Below are 18,058 nucleotides of genomic sequence, written 5' to 3' on the forward strand. Positions count from 1 at the left end.
ATGCATAAGACCCTGAAGCAAGGCGGGACTTTCGTCGTAGAGCCGCGCCGCCTATCCAAGGCCTCAGCCGAACTGCGCGCACGCGGGTTCGGAGAGATTACGATTCCGCCCTCGACCGAGACGGCGGAGAAACAGGCGTCGCGCTGCACCGACTGCGGCGTGCCCTTCTGCCAGAACGCCTGCCCGCTTCAGAACAACATCCCTGACTGGCTGCGCCTGTCGGCCGAGAACGAGCCGCGCGAGGCGTGGCGCGTCGCCTCCCTGACCTCGACCATGCCCGAGATCTGCGGCCGCATCTGCCCGCAGGATCGGCTGTGCGAGGGGGCCTGCACCCTGAACCAGTCCGGCTGGGACGCCGTGACCATCGGCTCGGTCGAGGCCTGGCTGGGCGACCAGGCCTTCGCCAACGGCTGGGTCGAACCGATCCGGCCGGCGGCGGAACGCGGCGAGAGCGTCGGCATTGTGGGCGCGGGGCCGGCCGGCATGGCTGCGGCCGACCGCCTGCGCAGCGAAGGCTATCAGGTCACGGTCTATGACCGGCATGACCGGGCCGGCGGCCTGCTGATCTACGGCATCCCCGGCTTCAAACTGGAGAAGCACGTCGTCCAGCGGCGCGTGGACCGTCTGACCGACGGCGGAGTCCAGTTCGTCCTGGGCTGCGAGGTCGGCAAGGACGTGACCCTGACTGAACTGCGCGAGCGCCATGACGTGGTCCTGCTGGCCATGGGCGTCTACCAGCCGCGCATCCTGTCTGCGCCGGGCCGTGGGCCGGATTCGACCGTGGCGGCCCTGTCCTATCTGACGCACCAGAACCGGCGCGACCTGGGCGACGCCGAACAGGACGGCTGGCACGAGGCGCGCGGCAAGCGGGTGGTCGTCATCGGCGGCGGCGACACCGCCATGGACTGCGTCCGCACCGCCGTCCGTCAGGGCGCGGCATCCGTCACCTGCCTGTATCGCCGCGACCGCGAGAACATGCCCGGCTCGGCCCGCGAGGTCGTGAACGCCGAAGAGGAAGGCGTCGTCTTCGAATGGCTGGGCGCGCCCAAGGCCCTGCTGTCGCAAGGCGACACCGTCACCGGCGTTCGCGCCGCGCGGATGCAACTGACCGAAGCGGCCCCTGGCGAGCGGCGCGACATCGTGCCCGTCCCTGGCGCCGACTTCGACATTCCGGCCGATATCGTCATCGAGGCCCTGGGCTTCTCGCCCGAACCGTTCGCGGCGCATGAGCCCAATCTTCGCCTGCGCGACGACGGCACCATCAAGGTCGGCTCCGTCAGCTTCGCCACCAGCCTGCCCGGCGTCTTCGCCGCCGGCGACGCGGTGCGCGGCGCCTCGCTGGTGGTCTGGGCCGTCCGTGAAGGCCAAGACGCCGCCGCCGAGATCGACCGTTATCTGAAGACCCGCACCGAGGAGGTCGCGGCATGACCGATTGGCTGGACAAGTACGAAGAGACCCGCGACCGACTGGAAGCCGGCAACGCCTATGATCGCGCGTCAGAGCGCGACGCCTGTGGCGTGGGCCTGGTCTGCTCCATCGACGGCACGCCGCGCCGCGACGTGGTCGAATATGCGATCCGCAGCCTGAAGGCCGTGGCCCACCGGGGCGCGGTCGATCCTGACGGCCTGTCCGGGGACGGCGCCGGCGTCATGTGCGAACTGCCGCAAGGCTTCTTCGCCGACCAGGTCGCCTCGATCGGCCAGTCCCTGCGTCCGGGCCCGATCTGCGTCGGCCAGGTCTTCCTGCCGCGCACCGATCTGGGCGCCCAGGACCGCGCCCGCGCCATCGTCGAGACCGAGGCCCTGCGCGCCGGCTTCTGGATCTATGGCTGGCGCCAGACGCCCATCGACCTGTCGGTGGTGGGGACCAAGGCCGGGGCCACCCGGCCCGAGATCGAACAGATCATGCTGGCCCCGCCCCTGGACGACGCCGGTCAGCCGCTGGACGGCGAGGCGCTGGAGCGCGAGCTGTATCTGTGCCGGCGCCGCATCGAGAAGACGGTCAAGACCGAGAACCTGGCCGCCGTCTATATCTGCACCCTGTCCGCACGCTCCATCGCCTACAAGGGCATGGTGCGAGCCGAACTGCTGGGCAACCTGTATCCCGACCTGGAAGATCCGCGTTTCGTCTCGGCCTACGCCGTCTTCCACCAGCGCTATTCGACCAACACCTTCCCCGAATGGAAGCTGGCTCAGCCCTTCCGCATGCTGGCCCACAACGGCGAGATCAACACGCTGAAGGGCAATCTGAACTGGATGAAGTCGCACGAGATCCGCATGGCCGCCCAGGCCTTCGGGGACCGCGACCGCGAGGTGAAGCCGGTGGTTCAGCCCGGCGGGTCGGACTCCGCCGCCCTGGACAACGTCATGGAGGTGCTGGTCCACGCCGGGCGCCCCGCGCCGATGGCCAAGGCCCTGCTGATCCCCGAGGCCTGGGCCAAGGACGACGTGGTCATGCCGCCCGAGCACCGGGCCTTCTACGCTTACTGCAACGCGGTCATGGAGCCCTGGGACGGCCCGGCCGCGATCTGCGCCGCCGACGGCCGCTGGATCGTGGCGGGCAAGGACCGCAACGGCTTGCGCCCCCTGCGTGCGGTCGAGACGGTCGACGGTTTGCTAATGGCCGGGTCGGAAGCCGGTCTGGTGCCGATCCCCGAGAGTCGGGTAAAGCGCCGTCTGCACATCGGCCCCGGCAAGCTGATCGCCGTCGATATGAAGCACGGCCGTCTGTACGACGAGCACGAGGCCATCGATGCGCTGGCCGCCGCCCACCCCTATACCGAGTGGCTGGACAATATGGTCGATCTGGAGCCGATCATCGGCCCCGGACCGGAACCCCGCTCGACCTCGGGCGAGGATCTGACGCGTCGCCAGATCGCCGCCGGCTACAGCCGCGAGGACCTCGACCTGCTGCTGGACGCCCTGGTCCGCGACGGCAAGGAGGCAGTCGGCTCCATGGGCGACGACGCCCCGCCAGCGGTGCTGTCGGCCCTGCCGCGCCCGTTGAGCCACTATTTCCGCCAGAACTTCAGCCAGGTCACCAACCCGCCGATCGACCCCCTGCGTGAAGCGGGGGCGATGAGCCTGAAGACCCGGTTCAAGAACCTGGGCAATATCCTGGCCCAGGAAGAAGCCCAGACCGACGTCTTCGTGCTGGACAGCCCCGTCCTGACCAACGGCATGTACGAGCGGATGGTCGCCACCGTCGGCGCCGGTTCGACCGTGATCATCGACTGCAGCTATGACACCCCCTCGGAAGACGCCCGTCCCGGCGCCGGCCTGCGCGCGGCGCTGGACCGGATCATGGACGAGGCTGAGGCCGCCGCCCGTGACGGCGCGGCCCTGATCGTGCTGACGGATCAGCAGGGTTCCGCGACTCGTCTGGCCGCGCCGATGATCCTGGCCACGGCTGGGGTTCACGGCCGACTGACCGCTGCGGGTCTGCGGACCTATTGCTCCATCGTGGTTCGCACGGCCGAGACGCTGGACCCGCACGGGTTTGCAGTGCTGGTCGGGGTGGGCGCCACCACCGTCAACGCCTGGCTGGCCCAAGACCTGTTCCAGGAACGTCTGGACCGGGGCCTTTATCCGGGCCTGACGCTGCGCGACGCCTGCCTGAACTACAAGCACGGCATCGAGGCGGGCTTGCTGAAGACCCTGGCGCGCAAGGGGATCAGCGTCATCTCCGCCTATCGCGGCGGCTGCGAGTTCGAGGTGCTGGGCCTGTCCCGCGCCCTGACGGCCGAGTTCTTCCCCGGCGCCCCGTCGCGCATCTCCGGCATCGGCCTGGCCGGTCTGGAACAGGCGGCGATGAAGCGGCACAAGGTGGCCTGGGGCGAGGCCCTGCCCTCGCCCGCCATCGGGGGCTTCTTCAAGATCCGCTCAGGCGGCGAGGCTCACGCCCACGAGGCCAAGACCATCCACCTGCTTCAGGACGCCTGTAACAGGGGCGACTATCGCCGCTTCAAGCAGTTCTCGGAGGCCGTCCGCAATCAGCCGGACCTGAGCCTGCGCGACCTGCTGGACTTCCGCGAGGGCGTCGCCATCCCGGTCGATCAGGTCGAGAGCGTGTCCGACATCCGCCGCCGCTTCCTGACCCAGGCCATGTCCCTGGGGGCGCTTGGCGCTGAGGCGCACGAGACGCTGAACATCGCCATGAACCGCATCGGCGCCCGCTCGGTCTCGGGCGAGGGCGGCGAGGATCCGGAACGCTATCACCCGCGCGCCAATGGCGACGACGCCAACTCGGCGGTCAAGCAAGTCGCCTCGGGCCGGTTCGGCGTCACGGCCGAATATCTGAACCAGTGCCGCGAGATCGAGATCAAGGTAGCCCAGGGCGCCAAGCCCGGCGAGGGCGGGCAACTGCCCGGCTTCAAGGTGACCGAGTTCATCGCCCGGATGCGCCACGCCGTGCCCGGCACCACCCTGATCAGCCCGCCGCCGCACCACGACATCTATTCGATCGAGGACCTGGCCCAGCTGATCTATGATCTGAAGGCCATCAACCCCGACGCCAAGGTGACGGTGAAACTGGTGTCCGCCTCGGGCATCGGGGCCATCGCATCGGGGGTCGCCAAGGCCAATGCCGACGCCATCCTGATCGCCGGCCACAACGGCGGCACCGGCGCCTCGCCCCAGACCTCGATCAAGCATGCCGGTCTGCCGTGGGAAATCGGCCTGGCCGAGGCCCACCAGGTGCTGACGCTGAACAATCTGCGCGGCTCGGTGACGCTGCGGACCGACGGCGGGGTCCGCACCGGCCGCGACGTGGTCATCGCCGCCATGCTGGGCGCCGAGGAATACGGCGTCGGCACCGCCGCCCTGATCGCCATGGGCTGTCTGATGGTGCGCCAGTGCCATTCGAACACCTGCCCCGTCGGCGTCTGTTCCCAGGACGATCGGCTGCGCGAGAAGTTCACCGGCACGCCCGACAAGGTGGTCAACCTGTTCACCTTCATCGCCGAGGAAACGCGCGAAATCCTGGCCTCCATCGGGGCCCGGACGATGGACGAGATCATCGGCCGCACCGACCTGTTGCGTCAGGTCCGGCGCGGCGGGTCGCACCTGGACGACCTGGACCTGAACCCCCTGCTGGTTCGGGTGGACGAGGGCGCGGCCGGCAAGTGGGCGGACAAGGTCAGAAAGCCCATCGCCGACAGTCTGGACGCGCGGGTGCTGAAGGACGCGGTGCGGTTCCTGGATCGCGGCCAGACGCTGGAGCTGTCCTATCCGCTGAACAACACCCAGCGCACCGTCGGCGCCGCCGTCTCGTCCGCCATCGTGCGGCGCTTCGGCGCCCAGGGCCCGGCCGGTCGTCTGAAGCTGCGTCTTGAAGGCATCGCCGGCCAGAGCTTCGGCGCCTTCGCCGCCAAGGGTCTGGAACTGCACCTGACGGGCGAGGCCAACGACTATGTCGGCAAGGGGCTTTCGGGCGCCGAGATCTCGGTCCGCACGCCCGAATGGCGCGAGGATCAGCTGATCTGCGGCAACACCACCCTGTACGGCGCCACCTCGGGTCGACTGTTCGTCGCCGGCGCGGCGGGCGAGCGGTTCGCGGTGCGCAACTCGGGCGCCGAGGCGGTGGTCGAGGGCCTGGGCGCCCACGGCTGCGAGTATATGACCGGCGGCCGGGTCGTGGTGCTGGGCGCAGTCGGCTGGAACCTGGCGGCGGGCATGAGCGGCGGCGAGCTGTTCGTACTGGACCAGCCCGGCTTCGCCGAACGGGCGCTGAACGGCGACCTGGCCGGAGTGGCCGACATCGACACGGCGGCGGCCGAACGGCTGCGTGGATTGGTCGAGGCCCACTTCGCGGCGACGGGTTCTCCCCTGGCGCGACGCCTGCTGGGCGACTGGGAAGCCACGCTTGACCGTTTCGTGCGGATCCTGCCGCTCACGGACATTGTCAGGGCGGAGGAACGGCTTAAGACTTCAGCCTGAGCCGTTCCTCACCTCTCCTCCCCGAGACGCCTGAAATGACCCGAACCGCCGCCCTTTCCGCCGTCGCCCTAGTCGGGGCGGCGGTCGCCTCTCCAGCCGCCGCCGCGCCCCTGCTAGCCCATCAGGCGCCCCTGGTGATCGACAATGCGGCGACGGCCTGGATCCTGACGTCCACCGCCCTGGTGCTGCTGATGACCCTGCCGGGTCTGGCGCTGTTCTATGGCGGCATGGTCAGGAAGAAGAACATCATCAGCGTCATCGCCCAGTCGGCGGCGGCCTTCGCCATCGTCTCGGTGCTGTGGTTCCTGGTCGGCTACAGCCTGTCGTTCGGCAAGGGACCGGATGCGATCAACGGCTTCGTCGGCGGGGTCGAGGCGGCCTTCCTGAACGGGGTCACGATGCAGACGGCGCACAGCCTGTTGCCCGGCCTGCCGGAACTGCTGTTCGTCAGCTTCCAGATGACCTTCGCCATCATCACCCCGGCCCTGATCGCCGGCGCCTTCGCCGAGCGGATGAAGTTCTCGGCCAGCCTGCTGTTCTTCGCCCTGTGGCATCTGATCGTCTATGCGCCGATCTGCCATCAGGTCTGGGGCGGCGGCTATCTGGGCGGGATGGGCGTGCTGGACTTCGCCGGCGGGGCGGTCGTCCACGTCAATGCGGGCGTCGCCGGCCTGGTCTGCGCCCTGGTGCTGGGTCCGCGCCACGGCTTCGGTCGCGACAATATGGCCCCCGCCAACCTGGTCTATAGCGCCATCGGCACCGGCCTGCTGCTGGTCGGCTGGATCGGCTTCAACGCCGGATCGGCCGGCGCCGCCGACGCCCTAGCCGCCACCGCCGCCTTCAACACCATCCTGGCCGCCGGGGCTGCGGCCCTGAGCTGGATGACCATCGAATGGTTCGACCGCAAGCGCCCCACCCTGCTGGGCCTGCTGTCGGGCATCGTCGGCGGCCTGGTGGCCATCACCCCGGCGGCCGGCTTCGTCGATCCCAAGGGCGCCTTCTTCATCGGCCTGATCGCCGGTCCGGCCTGCTATGCGGGCGCGGTCTGGCTGAAACATGCGCTGAAGTACGACGACAGCCTGGACGCCTTCGGGGTTCACGGGATCGGCGGCATCGTCGGCGCCCTGCTGACCGGCGTCTTCGCCACCACCAGCGTCAACGCCCTGTCCGAGGGCGCGACGGTGTGGAAACAGGCGCTCGGCCTGGGCGGCGCCATTGTCTGGAGCGCGGTCGGCACCTTCGTGGTCCTGATGATCTGCAAGTTCACCACGGGCCTGCGCGTCACCAAGGACGAAGAGGTCGAGGGGCTGGACTATACCCAGCACGGCGAAGCCATCCACTGAACGATCGGCCCAGCCTCATCCTCGCCAGCCTCATCCTTGTCTGTTGACGAAGACCAGGGGCGCCAGCCCTATTCGTCCGTCTTCCCCTTCTCCGCCCGCCCGGCCGCCAGCTTGGCCAGGACGCGGCCACGCCCCTTGGCCAGGGCGTGGATGGCGCCGCGCATGGTGGCGACTTCCTGTTCGGAGAAGGCGGCGCGGCCCAGCATGACGCGCAGGTTCTGGCTCATCGAGCGCTTCTTCTCGGGCGGATAGAAGAAGCCGCCGAGCTCCAGCTCCGCCTCCAGATGTTCGTACATCCCGAGCAGCAGGTCGTTCGACGCCGGCGGCTCGCTGTCGCGAAAGCGGGGCGGCGGGGCGTCCAGGATCAGGGTGCGCCACTCATAGGCGTTGATCGCCACCGCCTGAGCCAGGTTCAGCGAATGGTGTTTCGGGTCGATGGGAATGGTGACGATGCCGGCGCATAGGGCGATGTCGGTCGTCTCCAGCCCCGCCCGCTCGCCGCCGAACAACAGACCGGTCTTCAGGCCCGATGCGGTGTCGTCGTACAGGATACGGCCGGCTTCGCGCGGCGTCCGCACCGGCTGACGCGTCTCGCGCGGACGGGCGGTGGTGGCGAAGACGGTGTTCAGGTCGGCGACCGCCTCGGCGACGCTGTCGAACACCCGCACCCCCTCCAGCACCCAGTCGGCGCCAGAGGCCATCGCCCAGGCCCGCTCCTGGGGCCAGCCGTCGCGCGGCGTCACCAGACGCAGGTCTGTCAGGCCAAAGTTCGCCATCACCCGCGCCACAGCGCCGATGTTCTCGGCCATCTGCGACTTGTCGAGGATGACGGCGGGGGGCGTGAGTTCGGCGGCGGCGAAGTCGGAAGAAGCGGACATGGCCGCCTCCCTACCCGTCCAGCCCGTAGCGAGCCAGAGCTGCGCGCAGATCGTCCAGGTGCGGCGCATAATTCTTCCACCGCCCCGAGGCCCGGGCGTACAGCGGTTCGCGCACCTGCCAGACGCTGGCGGTGCGGACCGGCCCCTGGCGCTGATGGAAGTCCATCACCGACGGCTCCCACGCCAGGTCGCAGGCCGCCACCAGATCGCGCACGGCCGGCTCGCCCCGCGCCACCAGGTCGTCGTAGTCGACCTCGTGCACGTCATCCGGCCAGACCGATTTCCAGTGCGCCGCCAGCCGTCGTTCCTGGGCCGTCCAGTGGGCGGCGTGCTCCAAGTCCAGCGCATAGGCCATGTCGTAGGACAGGTGCAGGAAGAAGACCGACAGGGCGTTGTCGATCGGATTGCGCACGGTGTGGATGATCCGGGCCTTGGGGAACAGGGTCTTGGCCAGACCGATATAGAGGATGTTGTCCGGGCGCTTGTCCGTGACCACCCCGACGCCGGGCACGCGCTCGCGCACGGCGTTCAGATAGACGTCGCGGATCTTGCGCCGGCTGGCGTCGTCGAACACGCCCAGGGCTTCGGGGAAGGGATTGAAGACATTGGCGGCCAGAGTAGGCAGCAGGTCCAGCTCTCCACCGGCGCGCACGCCGCTGTGTCCGCCCAAGATGCGCTCGACCAGGGTCGAGCCGGAGCGGAACATGCCGCAGATGAAGATCGGCGCCGCTGCGGGATCATCGTCATCCAGGGCGGCAACCGGCGCCGGCGTCGCCGCGATAATGCGATCAACGAGGGCCTCGGCCTTGGCCGGATCGTAGACGACGCCCTTGGCGCGGGCCAGGGCGGCGCTGGCCTGGTTCGCGGCGACATAAGCGTGGAAGGCGGCGTGATAATCGCCCGCCGCGTCCAGAATCCGCCCCAGGGCGAAGCCCAGATCCGCCTGTCCCAGCCCTTCAGGCGTGGCGGCCAGGGCGGATCGCAGCCGACCGATCAGGGGATCATCGGACGTCGCCACGGTCTGCAAGCCCGCCAGCCGCGCCAGGGCGGTTCCATGGCCGGAATCGATGGCCAGGACGGACTCATAGGCCTGCCGCGCCTCATCGCGTCGCCCAGCGTCCTCGTGCAGATTGCCCAGGTTGAGCCAAGCGGGCGCATAAGCGGGCGCCAGGGCGAGCGCGGTCTTCAGCTCGGTTTCGGCCGCATCGGGCCGGTTCAGATCCTCGGCGAGGATCACGGCGCGGTTCAGATGGATTTCCTGCGGATCGCGCGCGCCCTGGGCCAGGGCCTGATCATAGGCGGCCAGGGCGTCGTCGAGGCGGCGCATGCGCCGCAGAAGCCGCCCGAGATCGTACCAGACGTCGCCCAGTTCCGGTCGCTCGGCCACGACGGATTGATAGAGGACCACGGCCTCGGGGATGCGCCCTTGGCGCTCGAGGGTCGCGCCTTGCGCGAGGCGGACTTGGTGTGCGTCGGACATCAGTCTTCACCAACCATGGCGATCCAGGGATCAACGGTTCCAGCCTCGACCTCGGCCACCTTGACGGCGGGCCAGCCGATGGAGGCGCTGCCCGAGGCGGTCCAGGCGGAGGCGATGAAGTCCCGCAGCTCGGCCGCGCCCGCCGCCAGACGTTGGTTGACGAAGGCGGCGCCGCGCGGATCGCTGTCGCGGAAGCCCCCCGCCTTCTCCAGTCGATAGAAGGGAATGACTGTGCCCACGGTCGTGGTCAGATAGGCGACTGTGCGCGCCTTGACGTCGAAACCGTCCAGATCGGCGGCCGGCATAGCCGCCTCGACCGCGTCCAGACGAGCGACGCGGTTGGTGAACGCGCCTTCGAACAGGGCGTGGGTCTGGCGCGAATTGGTAAAGCCTTCGGGGTTCGGGAAGTCGCCCCAGCCGTTGTAGTGGATCGTCGTGTGGTGGGGTTGGGATCCGTCGCCGACGTAATGGCCCATCACCCCGATGTCGCGCAGAATCAAGGCCTCGCGACGCAGGCGGTCGGCCCGGTACCAGGCCTGGCGCTCCATATTGGTCTCACGCTTCTCTGCGGCGTTCAGCACGCGCCAATAGGCGAAGTCGCGACCCAGATTCTGCCAGGCGTCGATCATGGCGTAGGGCAGATAGCCTGCGTCATCGACGTCCAGCCCCGCCTTTGTCAGAGCGGCGTCGTATTCCGACTTCAGGCGCGGCAGTTCGGCCAGGGTCATGCCGCGTTGGTCGAAGACGTGGCCGTTGTCGTCCAAGTCGATAAAGTGGGCGGTGTCGCGCTCGCGGTCATGCGGCTGGCCCGCGCCCTTCCAGCGGTCGGGCTCTCGCGCCAGTTCGCCGACGTCAGCAATGGCGCTGGGGGTCTTCAGGAAGGCGGGCAGCGCGTCAGGCAGGGCCCGCATCGCCGCCACCCCGATCAGCCTGTGTCCAGTATTGCCCCAGGCGTCCACATGGACGGCAGGCGCGACGACGGCGACGAGGGCCAGGGCGGCGAAGACGAGACGTTTCATGAGGGAACCTGTACGACGATCACGCCCGTCTAACGCATCGTTGATCGGCTCTCCAGCCCGTCAGCGAGCTTGGCGGGTTGCCATTAGGCGACGGCTGCCTAGGTTAAGGACGCTCCTCGTTCCTTTTTGGCCCATCAGGCTCCACATCCTGCGAGGAGGCCGGCGTGACTGCGCCGGCGCTGTCGCCGACGGCCCCTGTGGACGCCAGACCGAAAGGACACGCCCATGCGCGCGCCCCCTCTCGCCTTTCCCCCTCTCGCCCTTATTGTATCCACCGTCGCCCTAGCGGCCGCCGGCAGCGCCCAGGCGCGACAGGCCACGCCGACGCAGCCCGCGACCGCGCAAGCCGCCCCGACGACCGCCCCCTTCACCGACGCCGAACTCAAGATGTTCAGCGACGCCATGACCGAGGTTCGCGCCGTCAGCGACACCTTGAACGGAGCCGAGCCCACGCCGGAGCAACAGGCCGAAATGGCCCGGGCGGTGATGGACTCCGGGTTAGAAGTCACACGCTTCAACGCTATTTCCAACGCCCTGGCCAATGACCCGCAGTTGGCCGCAAGGATCGCGATCTTGTCAGCGCCCCCGCCGGCGCCCGGTTCGGTCGCCGCCAGCGTCACGCCTGAGGAGTTGACCCTCTACACCACGGCCATGACGAAGATGCGCGAGATCGCCGCTGGAACACCCAACGATCAGCTGACGCTGCAGCAGCAGACCGCCATCGGCAATGTGGTGGGCGAGTCCGGCCTGGATCCCCAGCGCTTCAGCGCCATCGCGGATGCTGTGGCCGGCGATCCGGGCCTGCGGGCTCGCGTGAACCTGGAGCGGGCCAGGCTCGAGCGCCAGACCGCCCGGCAATAGGATCAGGTGTCGGCGGGTTCGCGCAACGTCTCCGGCGCCGCCGGACCCGCCTCGTCTTCGTTGAGCAGCCGTCCCTCGCGACGGGGCTTGATATAAGGGGCGGGCTGGGGCGTGGGCATGTTGCCGCGCATCAGCTGACGGCCGGCCTTGATGCCGCCAGTCAGTTGCAGGTCCAGCCGCGCTTCGTCGCGACGGCGCACGTCGCCGATGGCCTCGGCCGCCTGCCCCTCGTCCATACCCAGTTCGATCAGGGCCCGCTCACCGAACTTCAGCGCCGATTCGAAAGTCTCGCGGATCTGGTAGTCGACCCCCGCCTGGATCAACCGCATCGAATGGCCCCGGTCGAAGGCGCGGACCATAATCTTGGTGGTGGGAAACTCTGACTTCACCAGTTCGACGATGCGGTCGGCGACCTCGGGCTTGTCGACACAGACCAGGACAATCTCGGCTTCGTCCGCGCCGGAGGCCCGCAGCGTGTGGAGCTGGGCGCCGTCGCCGTAATAGACCTTGAACCCGAACTGGGAGGCGGCCTGAATCATCTCGACATCGTTCTCGATGATCGAGACGTCCACGTCGCGCGCCAGCAGGGGCTGGGACACGACCTGGGCGAAGCGGCCGAAGCCGATGATCAGCACCTGCCCCCGCAGATCCTTGGCGAAGTCCACGCCCTCGGCGCCCTCGGCCGATACAACCGGTTTGGGCAGAAGCCGCGTCGTCAGCAGACTGGTCAGGGGCGTCAGGGCCATGGACAGGATGACGACGGCCGACAGCATGGCCCCGACCTGGGCGTCGAACAGGCCGGCCGTCACCGCCGCGCCGTAAAGGACAAAGGCGAACTCGCCGCCCTGAGCGAACAGCGCCGCCCGTTCGACCGCCTCGTGGTGCGAGGCCTTGAACAGGCGGGCCACGACATAGATACCGACCGCCTTGACCGCCATGAAGGCGACCACGCCGCCGACAACGAGGCGCCAGTCGGCGACCACCACCGCCAGGTCCAGCGACATGCCGACGCTGAGGAAGAACAGGCCCAGCAGGATGGCGCGGAACGGCTCCACATCCGCTTCCAGCTGATGACGGAAGGTCGATTCAGACAACAGCACACCGGCCAGAAAGGCGCCCATGGCCATCGACAGTCCGCCCAGGGACATGGCCCAGGCGGCGCCGACCACGACCAGCAGGGCCGCCGCCGTCATCACCTCGCGCCCGCCGTATCGCGCCAGCAGACGGAAGATCGGATTGACCAGATATTTGCCGGCCAACAACACGCCGCCGACGGCGGCAACCGCGAAGCCGATCGTCTGCCACAGGGGCGGCGCCTGCTCGTTCGCCACGCCCAGGACCGAGGCCAGGACGGCGACAATGGCCAGAAGCGGCACGATGGCCAGGTCTTCCAGCAGCAGGATCGAGACGGACCGCTGACCGGCGCCGCCGGCGACCTCGCCGCGCTCTTCCAGCATCTGCATGATGACGGCGGTGGACGACAGGACGAAGCCCATGGCGCCGACGAAGGCCACGGGCGCCGAAAAACCCGCCAACATAGCGGTCAGGGTCAGGATCAGGCCGCAGAACAACACCTGTGCGGCGCCCAGGCCGAAGATGTCTTTCCGGAGCCCCCACAGGCGTTTGGGCCGCATCTCCAGCCCGATGATGAACAGGAAGATGACCACGCCGAACTCGGCGACGTGCAGGATGGTCTCGGGTTCCTGGAACAGCTTCAGTCCGAACGGCCCGATGGCCAGGCCCGCCGCCAGATAGCCGAGCACGGAGCCCAGGCCGACCCGCTTGAACACCGGCACGGCGATGACGCCCGCCGCCAGCAGGGCCGCAGCCGCGCCCAGATCCAGTCCCGTCGCTGCTTCAGCCATCGTGTCCCCTGATATGCGAGCGACAATATTGGGGAAGCGAACGCGATAATGCGAGCCCTATCCGCCCGCACCAACGCCGTGTTCAGCCAAAGACGACACCGATTTTCGTCAGGCCGTCTCCGGCTGGAGACATGGCCGACCAATCTTCGGCCAGTCCGTCGGCCAGATTTTTCAATCGCTCCAGAATGGCGAGCATCGGATAGGGACCGGTGCTGATCCGACAAGCGCCCGCCGCGAACAGCGCCGTCGCCGGCGGAGCATCCGGCCCCGCCATCAGGCTGATCGGCCCGCCGACGCCATCGGCCAGACGTTTCACGACGGCGGGCTCGGTCACGCCCGGCAGGAAGACGACATCCGCCCCTGCCTCCAGCCAGGCGCGACCCCGTTCGATCGCCATTCCGACCCGCTCGGCGTCGCTGTCGCCCAGCCCCAACAGGAAGACGTCCGTGCGGGCGTTGATGACTATTTCAGGCGCGGCGGCGCGCATCGCGGCGATGCGCGCCTGCTGATCGGAAACCGACGTGAGGGCGCCCGGGGCAGAATAGTCCGCGTCCTCGAAATTGACGCCGACGGCGCCGGCCGCCCAGGCCTGGCGCGCGGTCTCGGCCGCATCAACCGCAGCGGGGCCGTAGCCGGCCTCGACGTCGGCGTTCAGCGGCAGATCGAGGGCGCGGGCGATGGTCGCGATCTCCCGCATCATCTCGGCGCGCGTCAAACCCTCCCCGTCGCGAGCGCCGCGCGCCCAGGCGACGCCTGCGCTGGTGGTGGCCACGGCGTCGAACCCTGAGGTCTGAAACACCCGCGCGCTGGCGGCGTCCCAGGCGTTCGGCAAAATCAGACCGCCCTGTCGATGCAAGTCGCGGAAGCCTTGGGCGCGGCGTGTCTGATCGGTCATGCTGATCTCCTGTCTGGACGAACATCTGACATCAAATCCAGGCCAGAGGGCTGGCGATTTTCGGACGCGGTCAACAATGGCGGCGTGACGGCCTCAGCTCGCCGCACAGTGGCGGTTCACAGCGGAACCCCGCTGCTTTCGACGGGTTTTACCGCCAAGCCTTCACAAGGAAATCCGATGAAAATCCACGACGTCATGACCCGGGATGTCCACCTCGCCCGGCCAGGCGACACGATCCAGGAGGTTGCGGCGCGGATGGCGAAGGGCGATTTCGGCTTCTTGCCCGTGGCGGACGGCGACCAGCTGATCGGCGCCATCACCGATCGCGACATCGTCGTGCGCGCCCTCGCCGCCGGCGCCGCCCCCACCGCGTCTGTCGTCGAATACATCACCCGCGATCCACAGACGGTCCTGGACACGGATGACCTGAAGTCCGTTCTCGATCTGATGGGATCGCGCCAGATTCGCCGCGCGCCCGTGGTCGACAAACATGGGCGGATCGTCGGGGTGATCTCGCTGGGCGACCTGTCTACGCGGGTCAAGGAGAAGTACGCCGGCGAGACGCTGGAGAGTATCTCGCGTTAACCCAACCCTCACACCGGGCGCTAACGCCCGTCGTGCATCCTCGCGCAAATCGCTGGAGGGTGGGATGGCGCGCGCGCAGTTCCAGAAGGGTCAAAAAGTCTGGGTCGAATGCGTCGGCGCCTGGGCCACCATCGAAAAGGTCCAGCCCGTCTGGGCCAAGGGTTTCGATGAGCCCGTTCGCGTCACCTATGACGTCGGCCTGGGGCGTGAATTCGCCGCCACCGAACTGATGATGGCTGCAGAAGACGCCGCCGGCGCCGAAGTCGGCGACTGGCGCCTGCTGCGAGCGCGCAACAAGTGGCAGGCCGAGGAAGACTGCCTGCATCATCCCCAGCCGGGAACCTATCCCGTCGTCGTCACCGACACCGCCGATTGGGGCGGCTGGCGGGTGCCGGGGGCCGAATATGACCGGGACCCTGAGAAAATCGAATTCCAGGCCCGGCTGATCGCCGCCGCCCCGCGCCTGATGCAACTGGCCGAGAGCTTGATCGATCTGGTGGCTGAAGCGCCCGACGACGCTCCGCCCGCTGTTCTGGCCTTGGCGCGACAGGCCCGCGACACCCTGCGGCCGGTGACCGAGATACTGGAGTCCGCGCCGTCGCGGATTCCATCCCCGGCGGCGGCGGCCTGAGGTTCAGAAACCGTTAACCAAGCCTCGACAGGAATCCGCGACGCAGCCTAGATTCCCCGTGAAGCTGATTTGGTCGGGAGAGCGCCTTGCGGGGCATGGAGCGGAGGCAGGAAGGACGGGGTCGACGTGCCACCGACCGCGCCTCCGGCGCTCCGGCCTGGATGCGGATCGGCGTCTTGGTTCTGGCCTTGGGCGCCACCGGTTATGGCCTGCTGCTGTCACGCGAGGCCGGCCGCCCTGTCCGTGAGGCGCTGCGCCTCAGCGAAGAGAACCTTACCCTCAATGCGCGGCTGACGGCCAGTCAGACCGCAGATCTGATGCGCGCTGCGCGCGACGGTCTGGACGCTGGCGAAGCCGCCCTGAGCGAGGACGCCGAACCCATTGCCGTCGTGGAGGCCGCGCGTCAGGCGGCGCCGGGCATTGGCTTCACCGTCATCGGCGCGGATGGCGCCGTCCTGGCCAGCCAGGGCGAGGGCGAAGTCGCCATGCCTGGATCCGACCTCTGGGAGCGACGGCTGGAAGCGCGGATCACGCCGCCGCTTGAGAAGGACGCCGGCATACGGATCGTTTCCGCCGCTGGGATCGTCATGGCTTCCTTGAACGCCGACGAGCGAGGCAAAACGGTCCAGGCCGTGCTGGGCGTCGCGGCGGGCGACCTGGCCTCGCTGGACCAGCCGCGCGAGATCAAGACCGGCGCGGACGAGCACACAGTCGTCGCCGTGCCGGTCGCGCCCGGCGGCCCCTATGTGGTGGCGGCGGGCGAGCCGCCGGCGCACGGGCTGGCCGCGCTGATCGACGACTCCTGGGTTCTGGGCGCGCCCATCGTTCTGGGCCTGGGCGTCATGGCCCTGTTCCTTTGGCAGGGCGTTCGCCGGGCCCGCGCCAGCCGCGAATGGGCCTCGTCCGAGCGCCGCTTCCGTGTCGCCGTCGAGGCCGCCCGTTGCGGCGTCTGGGAATGGGACCTGGAGGCCGAGGAAGTCACCCTGTCCGACTATATGGCGACCCTGCTGGGCTTCGAGCGCGGCGGCGTGACGTCTAGCGATGCGGTGATGGCCCGCATCCATCCCCGTTTCCGCGACGAGGTGCGGCACGCCCTGCGTCAGGCCTCGGCCTATGGCGCCTTCGAGGTGACCTTTCCCGTCCCTGGCGAAGGCGGGCGCACGCGCTGGATCGACGCCCGGGGCCAGGCGCGCGGCGAACGCGGCGAGACAGGCTTCTCGGTCATTCTCGGCGTGGCTCTGGACATCACCGAGGCGCGACGCGCCAAGGCGGCCGCCCAGTCGGCGGAAAGCCGACTGCGGGACGGGGTCGAGAGCATCTCCGACGCCTTTGTCCTGTTCGACCGGCACGGCAGACTGATCCTGTCGAACCAAGCCTTCGAAGACGCCTTCGGATTCGAGCGGGGCGTGGTGCGACGCGGCGCAGCGAAGGATGAGCTGAATCGGATCGCCGCCCTGGCCATCAAGGCCGAACACGCCCCGGCGCACGGCCGCGCGGGGCTGCGCGAGGTCGAGTTGCACGACGGGCGCTGGTTGCAGCTGTCCGAGCGTTTTACCTCAGAAGGCGGATCGGTCGTCACCGCCGCCGACATCACCGCCATCAAGCGCGAGGAGGCCGAGCGTCGCCGCGCCGTCGAGGATCTGAGCCGGACCGTGGCCCAGCTGGAATCCAGCCAGCAGATGCTGTCGCAACTGGCGCGGAAATACGAGATCGCCATGACCCGGGCCGAGGCCGCCAACCAGGCCAAGTCCGAATTCCTGGCCAATATGAGCCACGAACTCCGCACCCCGCTGAACGCCATCAACGGCTTCTCGGAGATCATGGCCGCCGAACTGTTCGGCCCCATAGGCGACAAGTACAAGGGCTATGCTGGCGACATCCTGAAGTCCGGCCAGCACCTGCTCAGCCTGATCAACGACATCCTGGACATGGCCAAGATCGAGGCCGGCAAGATGACCCTGCACTACGAGCCCGTGTCGCTGCGCGAGGTGTGCGACGACGCGGTCCGTCTTATGCGCGGCAAGGCGGAGGACGCAGGCCTGAGCCTGTCGGTCGAGGCCGGCGATCTGCCCAATATCGAGGCCGACCAGCGAGGCGTGAAACAGATCCTGCTGAACCTGATCTCAAACGCGGTGAAATTCACGCCCGAGGGCGGCGCCGTCACCTTGTCGCTGACGCCGTTCAGGGGACCGGCCGGCGAGGATCGCATCAGGGTCGCCTGCGCCGACACCGGTATCGGGATTGCGCCTGAGGATCTGGTGCGTCTGGCCCGCCCCTTCGAACAGGTCGAGGGGCAGCACTCGAAGACGACCCAGGGCACAGGCCTGGGCCTGGCCTTGACCAAGTCGCTGATCGAGCTGCACGGCGGCCAGCTGGCGATGCAGAGCGAACCCGGGGTCGGCACCGTGGTCAGTTTCGACCTGCCGACCCGCCGGCCGACGTCGTCGGTCACGCCGATGAAGACCGCCTTCGCCGCCTGAGGCGGCGCCCTTCGGCCATTCCACGCGCAAACGAAATCGCCCCGGAGCCTGAGCTCCGGGGCGTTGCACCTGCCTCTGGGACACC

At 68.5% G+C, this 18,058-nt stretch carries 12 protein-coding genes; 7 read left to right on the forward strand and 5 right to left on the reverse strand.

Annotated elements, in window-relative coordinates:
* Genes ACW17X_RS08685 through ACW17X_RS08695 form a run of 3 tightly spaced genes read left to right on the forward strand, consistent with a single transcriptional unit; the run spans position 1 to position 7,279 of the window.
* Positions 1-1,428, forward strand: a complete 1,428-nt coding sequence (locus tag ACW17X_RS08685; protein WP_492100456.1) for an NAD(P)-dependent oxidoreductase — start codon at positions 1-3, stop codon at positions 1,426-1,428.
* A complete protein-coding gene (gene gltB / locus ACW17X_RS08690) occupies positions 1,425-5,936 on the forward strand; it encodes a glutamate synthase large subunit (RefSeq protein ID WP_492096779.1) in 4,512 nt (1,503 codons plus the stop codon). Before ACW17X_RS08685 ends, gltB begins: the two co-directional genes overlap by 4 nt.
* A gap of 35 nt (positions 5,937-5,971) precedes the next feature.
* Positions 5,972-7,279 (forward strand): ammonium transporter, encoded by a 1,308-nt coding sequence (locus ACW17X_RS08695; RefSeq protein WP_492096780.1) that lies wholly within the window; start codon positions 5,972-5,974, stop codon positions 7,277-7,279.
* 68 nt (positions 7,280-7,347) lie between these two features.
* Here ACW17X_RS08695 and ACW17X_RS08700 read toward each other — a convergent pair whose 3' ends face one another.
* The 3 genes from ACW17X_RS08700 to ACW17X_RS08710 are packed head-to-tail and all read right to left on the reverse strand — an operon-like array spanning position 7,348 to position 10,656.
* Positions 7,348-8,157, reverse strand: a complete 810-nt coding sequence (locus ACW17X_RS08700) for an RNA methyltransferase (protein ID WP_492096781.1) — start codon at positions 8,155-8,157, stop codon at positions 7,348-7,350.
* A 10-nt stretch (positions 8,158-8,167) separates the two neighbouring features.
* The gene (locus ACW17X_RS08705) at positions 8,168-9,637 is read right to left on the reverse strand and encodes a tetratricopeptide repeat-containing sulfotransferase family protein (protein WP_492096782.1); all 1,470 of its coding nucleotides are present in this window, start codon (positions 9,635-9,637) and stop codon (positions 8,168-8,170) included.
* Complete coding sequence (locus tag ACW17X_RS08710; RefSeq protein WP_492096783.1) at positions 9,637-10,656, reverse strand: phospholipase C/P1 nuclease family protein; 1,020 nt, start codon at positions 10,654-10,656, stop codon at positions 9,637-9,639. The genes ACW17X_RS08705 and ACW17X_RS08710 overlap by 1 nt, the downstream gene beginning before the upstream one ends.
* A gap of 225 nt (positions 10,657-10,881) precedes the next feature.
* On the opposite strand from ACW17X_RS08710, the gene ACW17X_RS08715 reads away from it, so the two are divergent.
* Positions 10,882-11,517: a DUF4168 domain-containing protein gene (locus ACW17X_RS08715; protein WP_492096784.1), complete on the forward strand. Its 636-nt coding sequence runs from the start codon at positions 10,882-10,884 to the stop codon at positions 11,515-11,517.
* 2 nt (positions 11,518-11,519) lie between these two features.
* On the opposite strand, the gene ACW17X_RS08720 is transcribed toward ACW17X_RS08715, so the two are convergent.
* Positions 11,520-13,382 carry a monovalent cation:proton antiporter-2 (CPA2) family protein gene (locus ACW17X_RS08720; protein ID WP_492096785.1) on the reverse strand — a complete coding sequence of 621 codons (1,863 nt, stop codon included), beginning with the start codon at positions 13,380-13,382 and terminating at the stop codon, positions 11,520-11,522.
* Between the two features lie 82 nt (positions 13,383-13,464).
* A complete protein-coding gene (locus ACW17X_RS08725; protein ID WP_492096786.1) occupies positions 13,465-14,277 on the reverse strand; it encodes an isocitrate lyase/PEP mutase family protein in 813 nt (270 codons plus the stop codon).
* A 177-nt stretch (positions 14,278-14,454) separates the two neighbouring features.
* Here ACW17X_RS08725 and ACW17X_RS08730 point away from each other — a divergent pair, with 177 nt between their 5' ends.
* From ACW17X_RS08730 to ACW17X_RS08740, 3 genes are all read left to right on the forward strand, one after another.
* Positions 14,455-14,862 (forward strand): CBS domain-containing protein, encoded by a 408-nt coding sequence (locus ACW17X_RS08730; RefSeq protein WP_492096787.1) that lies wholly within the window; start codon positions 14,455-14,457, stop codon positions 14,860-14,862.
* A gap of 64 nt (positions 14,863-14,926) precedes the next feature.
* Positions 14,927-15,493: a hypothetical protein gene (locus ACW17X_RS08735; protein ID WP_492087940.1), complete on the forward strand. Its 567-nt coding sequence runs from the start codon at positions 14,927-14,929 to the stop codon at positions 15,491-15,493.
* A gap of 176 nt (positions 15,494-15,669) precedes the next feature.
* Positions 15,670-17,973: a PAS domain-containing sensor histidine kinase gene (locus ACW17X_RS08740; protein WP_492096788.1), complete on the forward strand. Its 2,304-nt coding sequence runs from the start codon at positions 15,670-15,672 to the stop codon at positions 17,971-17,973.
* Positions 17,974-18,058: the final 85 nt, after the last annotated feature.

The sequence above is a fragment of the Brevundimonas sp. FV1ye4L genome, from assembly GCF_058681255.1.

Bases quoted from the DNA above. Each gene is read 5' to 3' on its own strand.
- ACW17X_RS08685 (WP_492100456.1), top strand. From the start codon at position 1: ATGCATAAGACCCTGAAGCAAGGCGGGACTTTCGTCGTAGAGCCGCGC.
- gltB (WP_492096779.1), top strand. From the start codon at position 1,425: ATGACCGATTGGCTGGACAAGTACGAAGAGACCCGCGACCGACTGGAA.
- ACW17X_RS08695 (WP_492096780.1), top strand. From the start codon at position 5,972: ATGACCCGAACCGCCGCCCTTTCCGCCGTCGCCCTAGTCGGGGCGGCG.
- ACW17X_RS08700 (WP_492096781.1), bottom strand. From the start codon at position 8,157: ATGTCCGCTTCTTCCGACTTCGCCGCCGCCGAACTCACGCCCCCCGCC.
- ACW17X_RS08705 (WP_492096782.1), bottom strand. From the start codon at position 9,637: ATGTCCGACGCACACCAAGTCCGCCTCGCGCAAGGCGCGACCCTCGAG.
- ACW17X_RS08710 (WP_492096783.1), bottom strand. From the start codon at position 10,656: ATGAAACGTCTCGTCTTCGCCGCCCTGGCCCTCGTCGCCGTCGTCGCG.
- ACW17X_RS08715 (WP_492096784.1), top strand. From the start codon at position 10,882: ATGCGCGCGCCCCCTCTCGCCTTTCCCCCTCTCGCCCTTATTGTATCC.
- ACW17X_RS08720 (WP_492096785.1), bottom strand. From the start codon at position 13,382: ATGGCTGAAGCAGCGACGGGACTGGATCTGGGCGCGGCTGCGGCCCTG.
- ACW17X_RS08725 (WP_492096786.1), bottom strand. From the start codon at position 14,277: ATGACCGATCAGACACGCCGCGCCCAAGGCTTCCGCGACTTGCATCGA.
- ACW17X_RS08730 (WP_492096787.1), top strand. From the start codon at position 14,455: ATGAAAATCCACGACGTCATGACCCGGGATGTCCACCTCGCCCGGCCA.
- ACW17X_RS08735 (WP_492087940.1), top strand. From the start codon at position 14,927: ATGGCGCGCGCGCAGTTCCAGAAGGGTCAAAAAGTCTGGGTCGAATGC.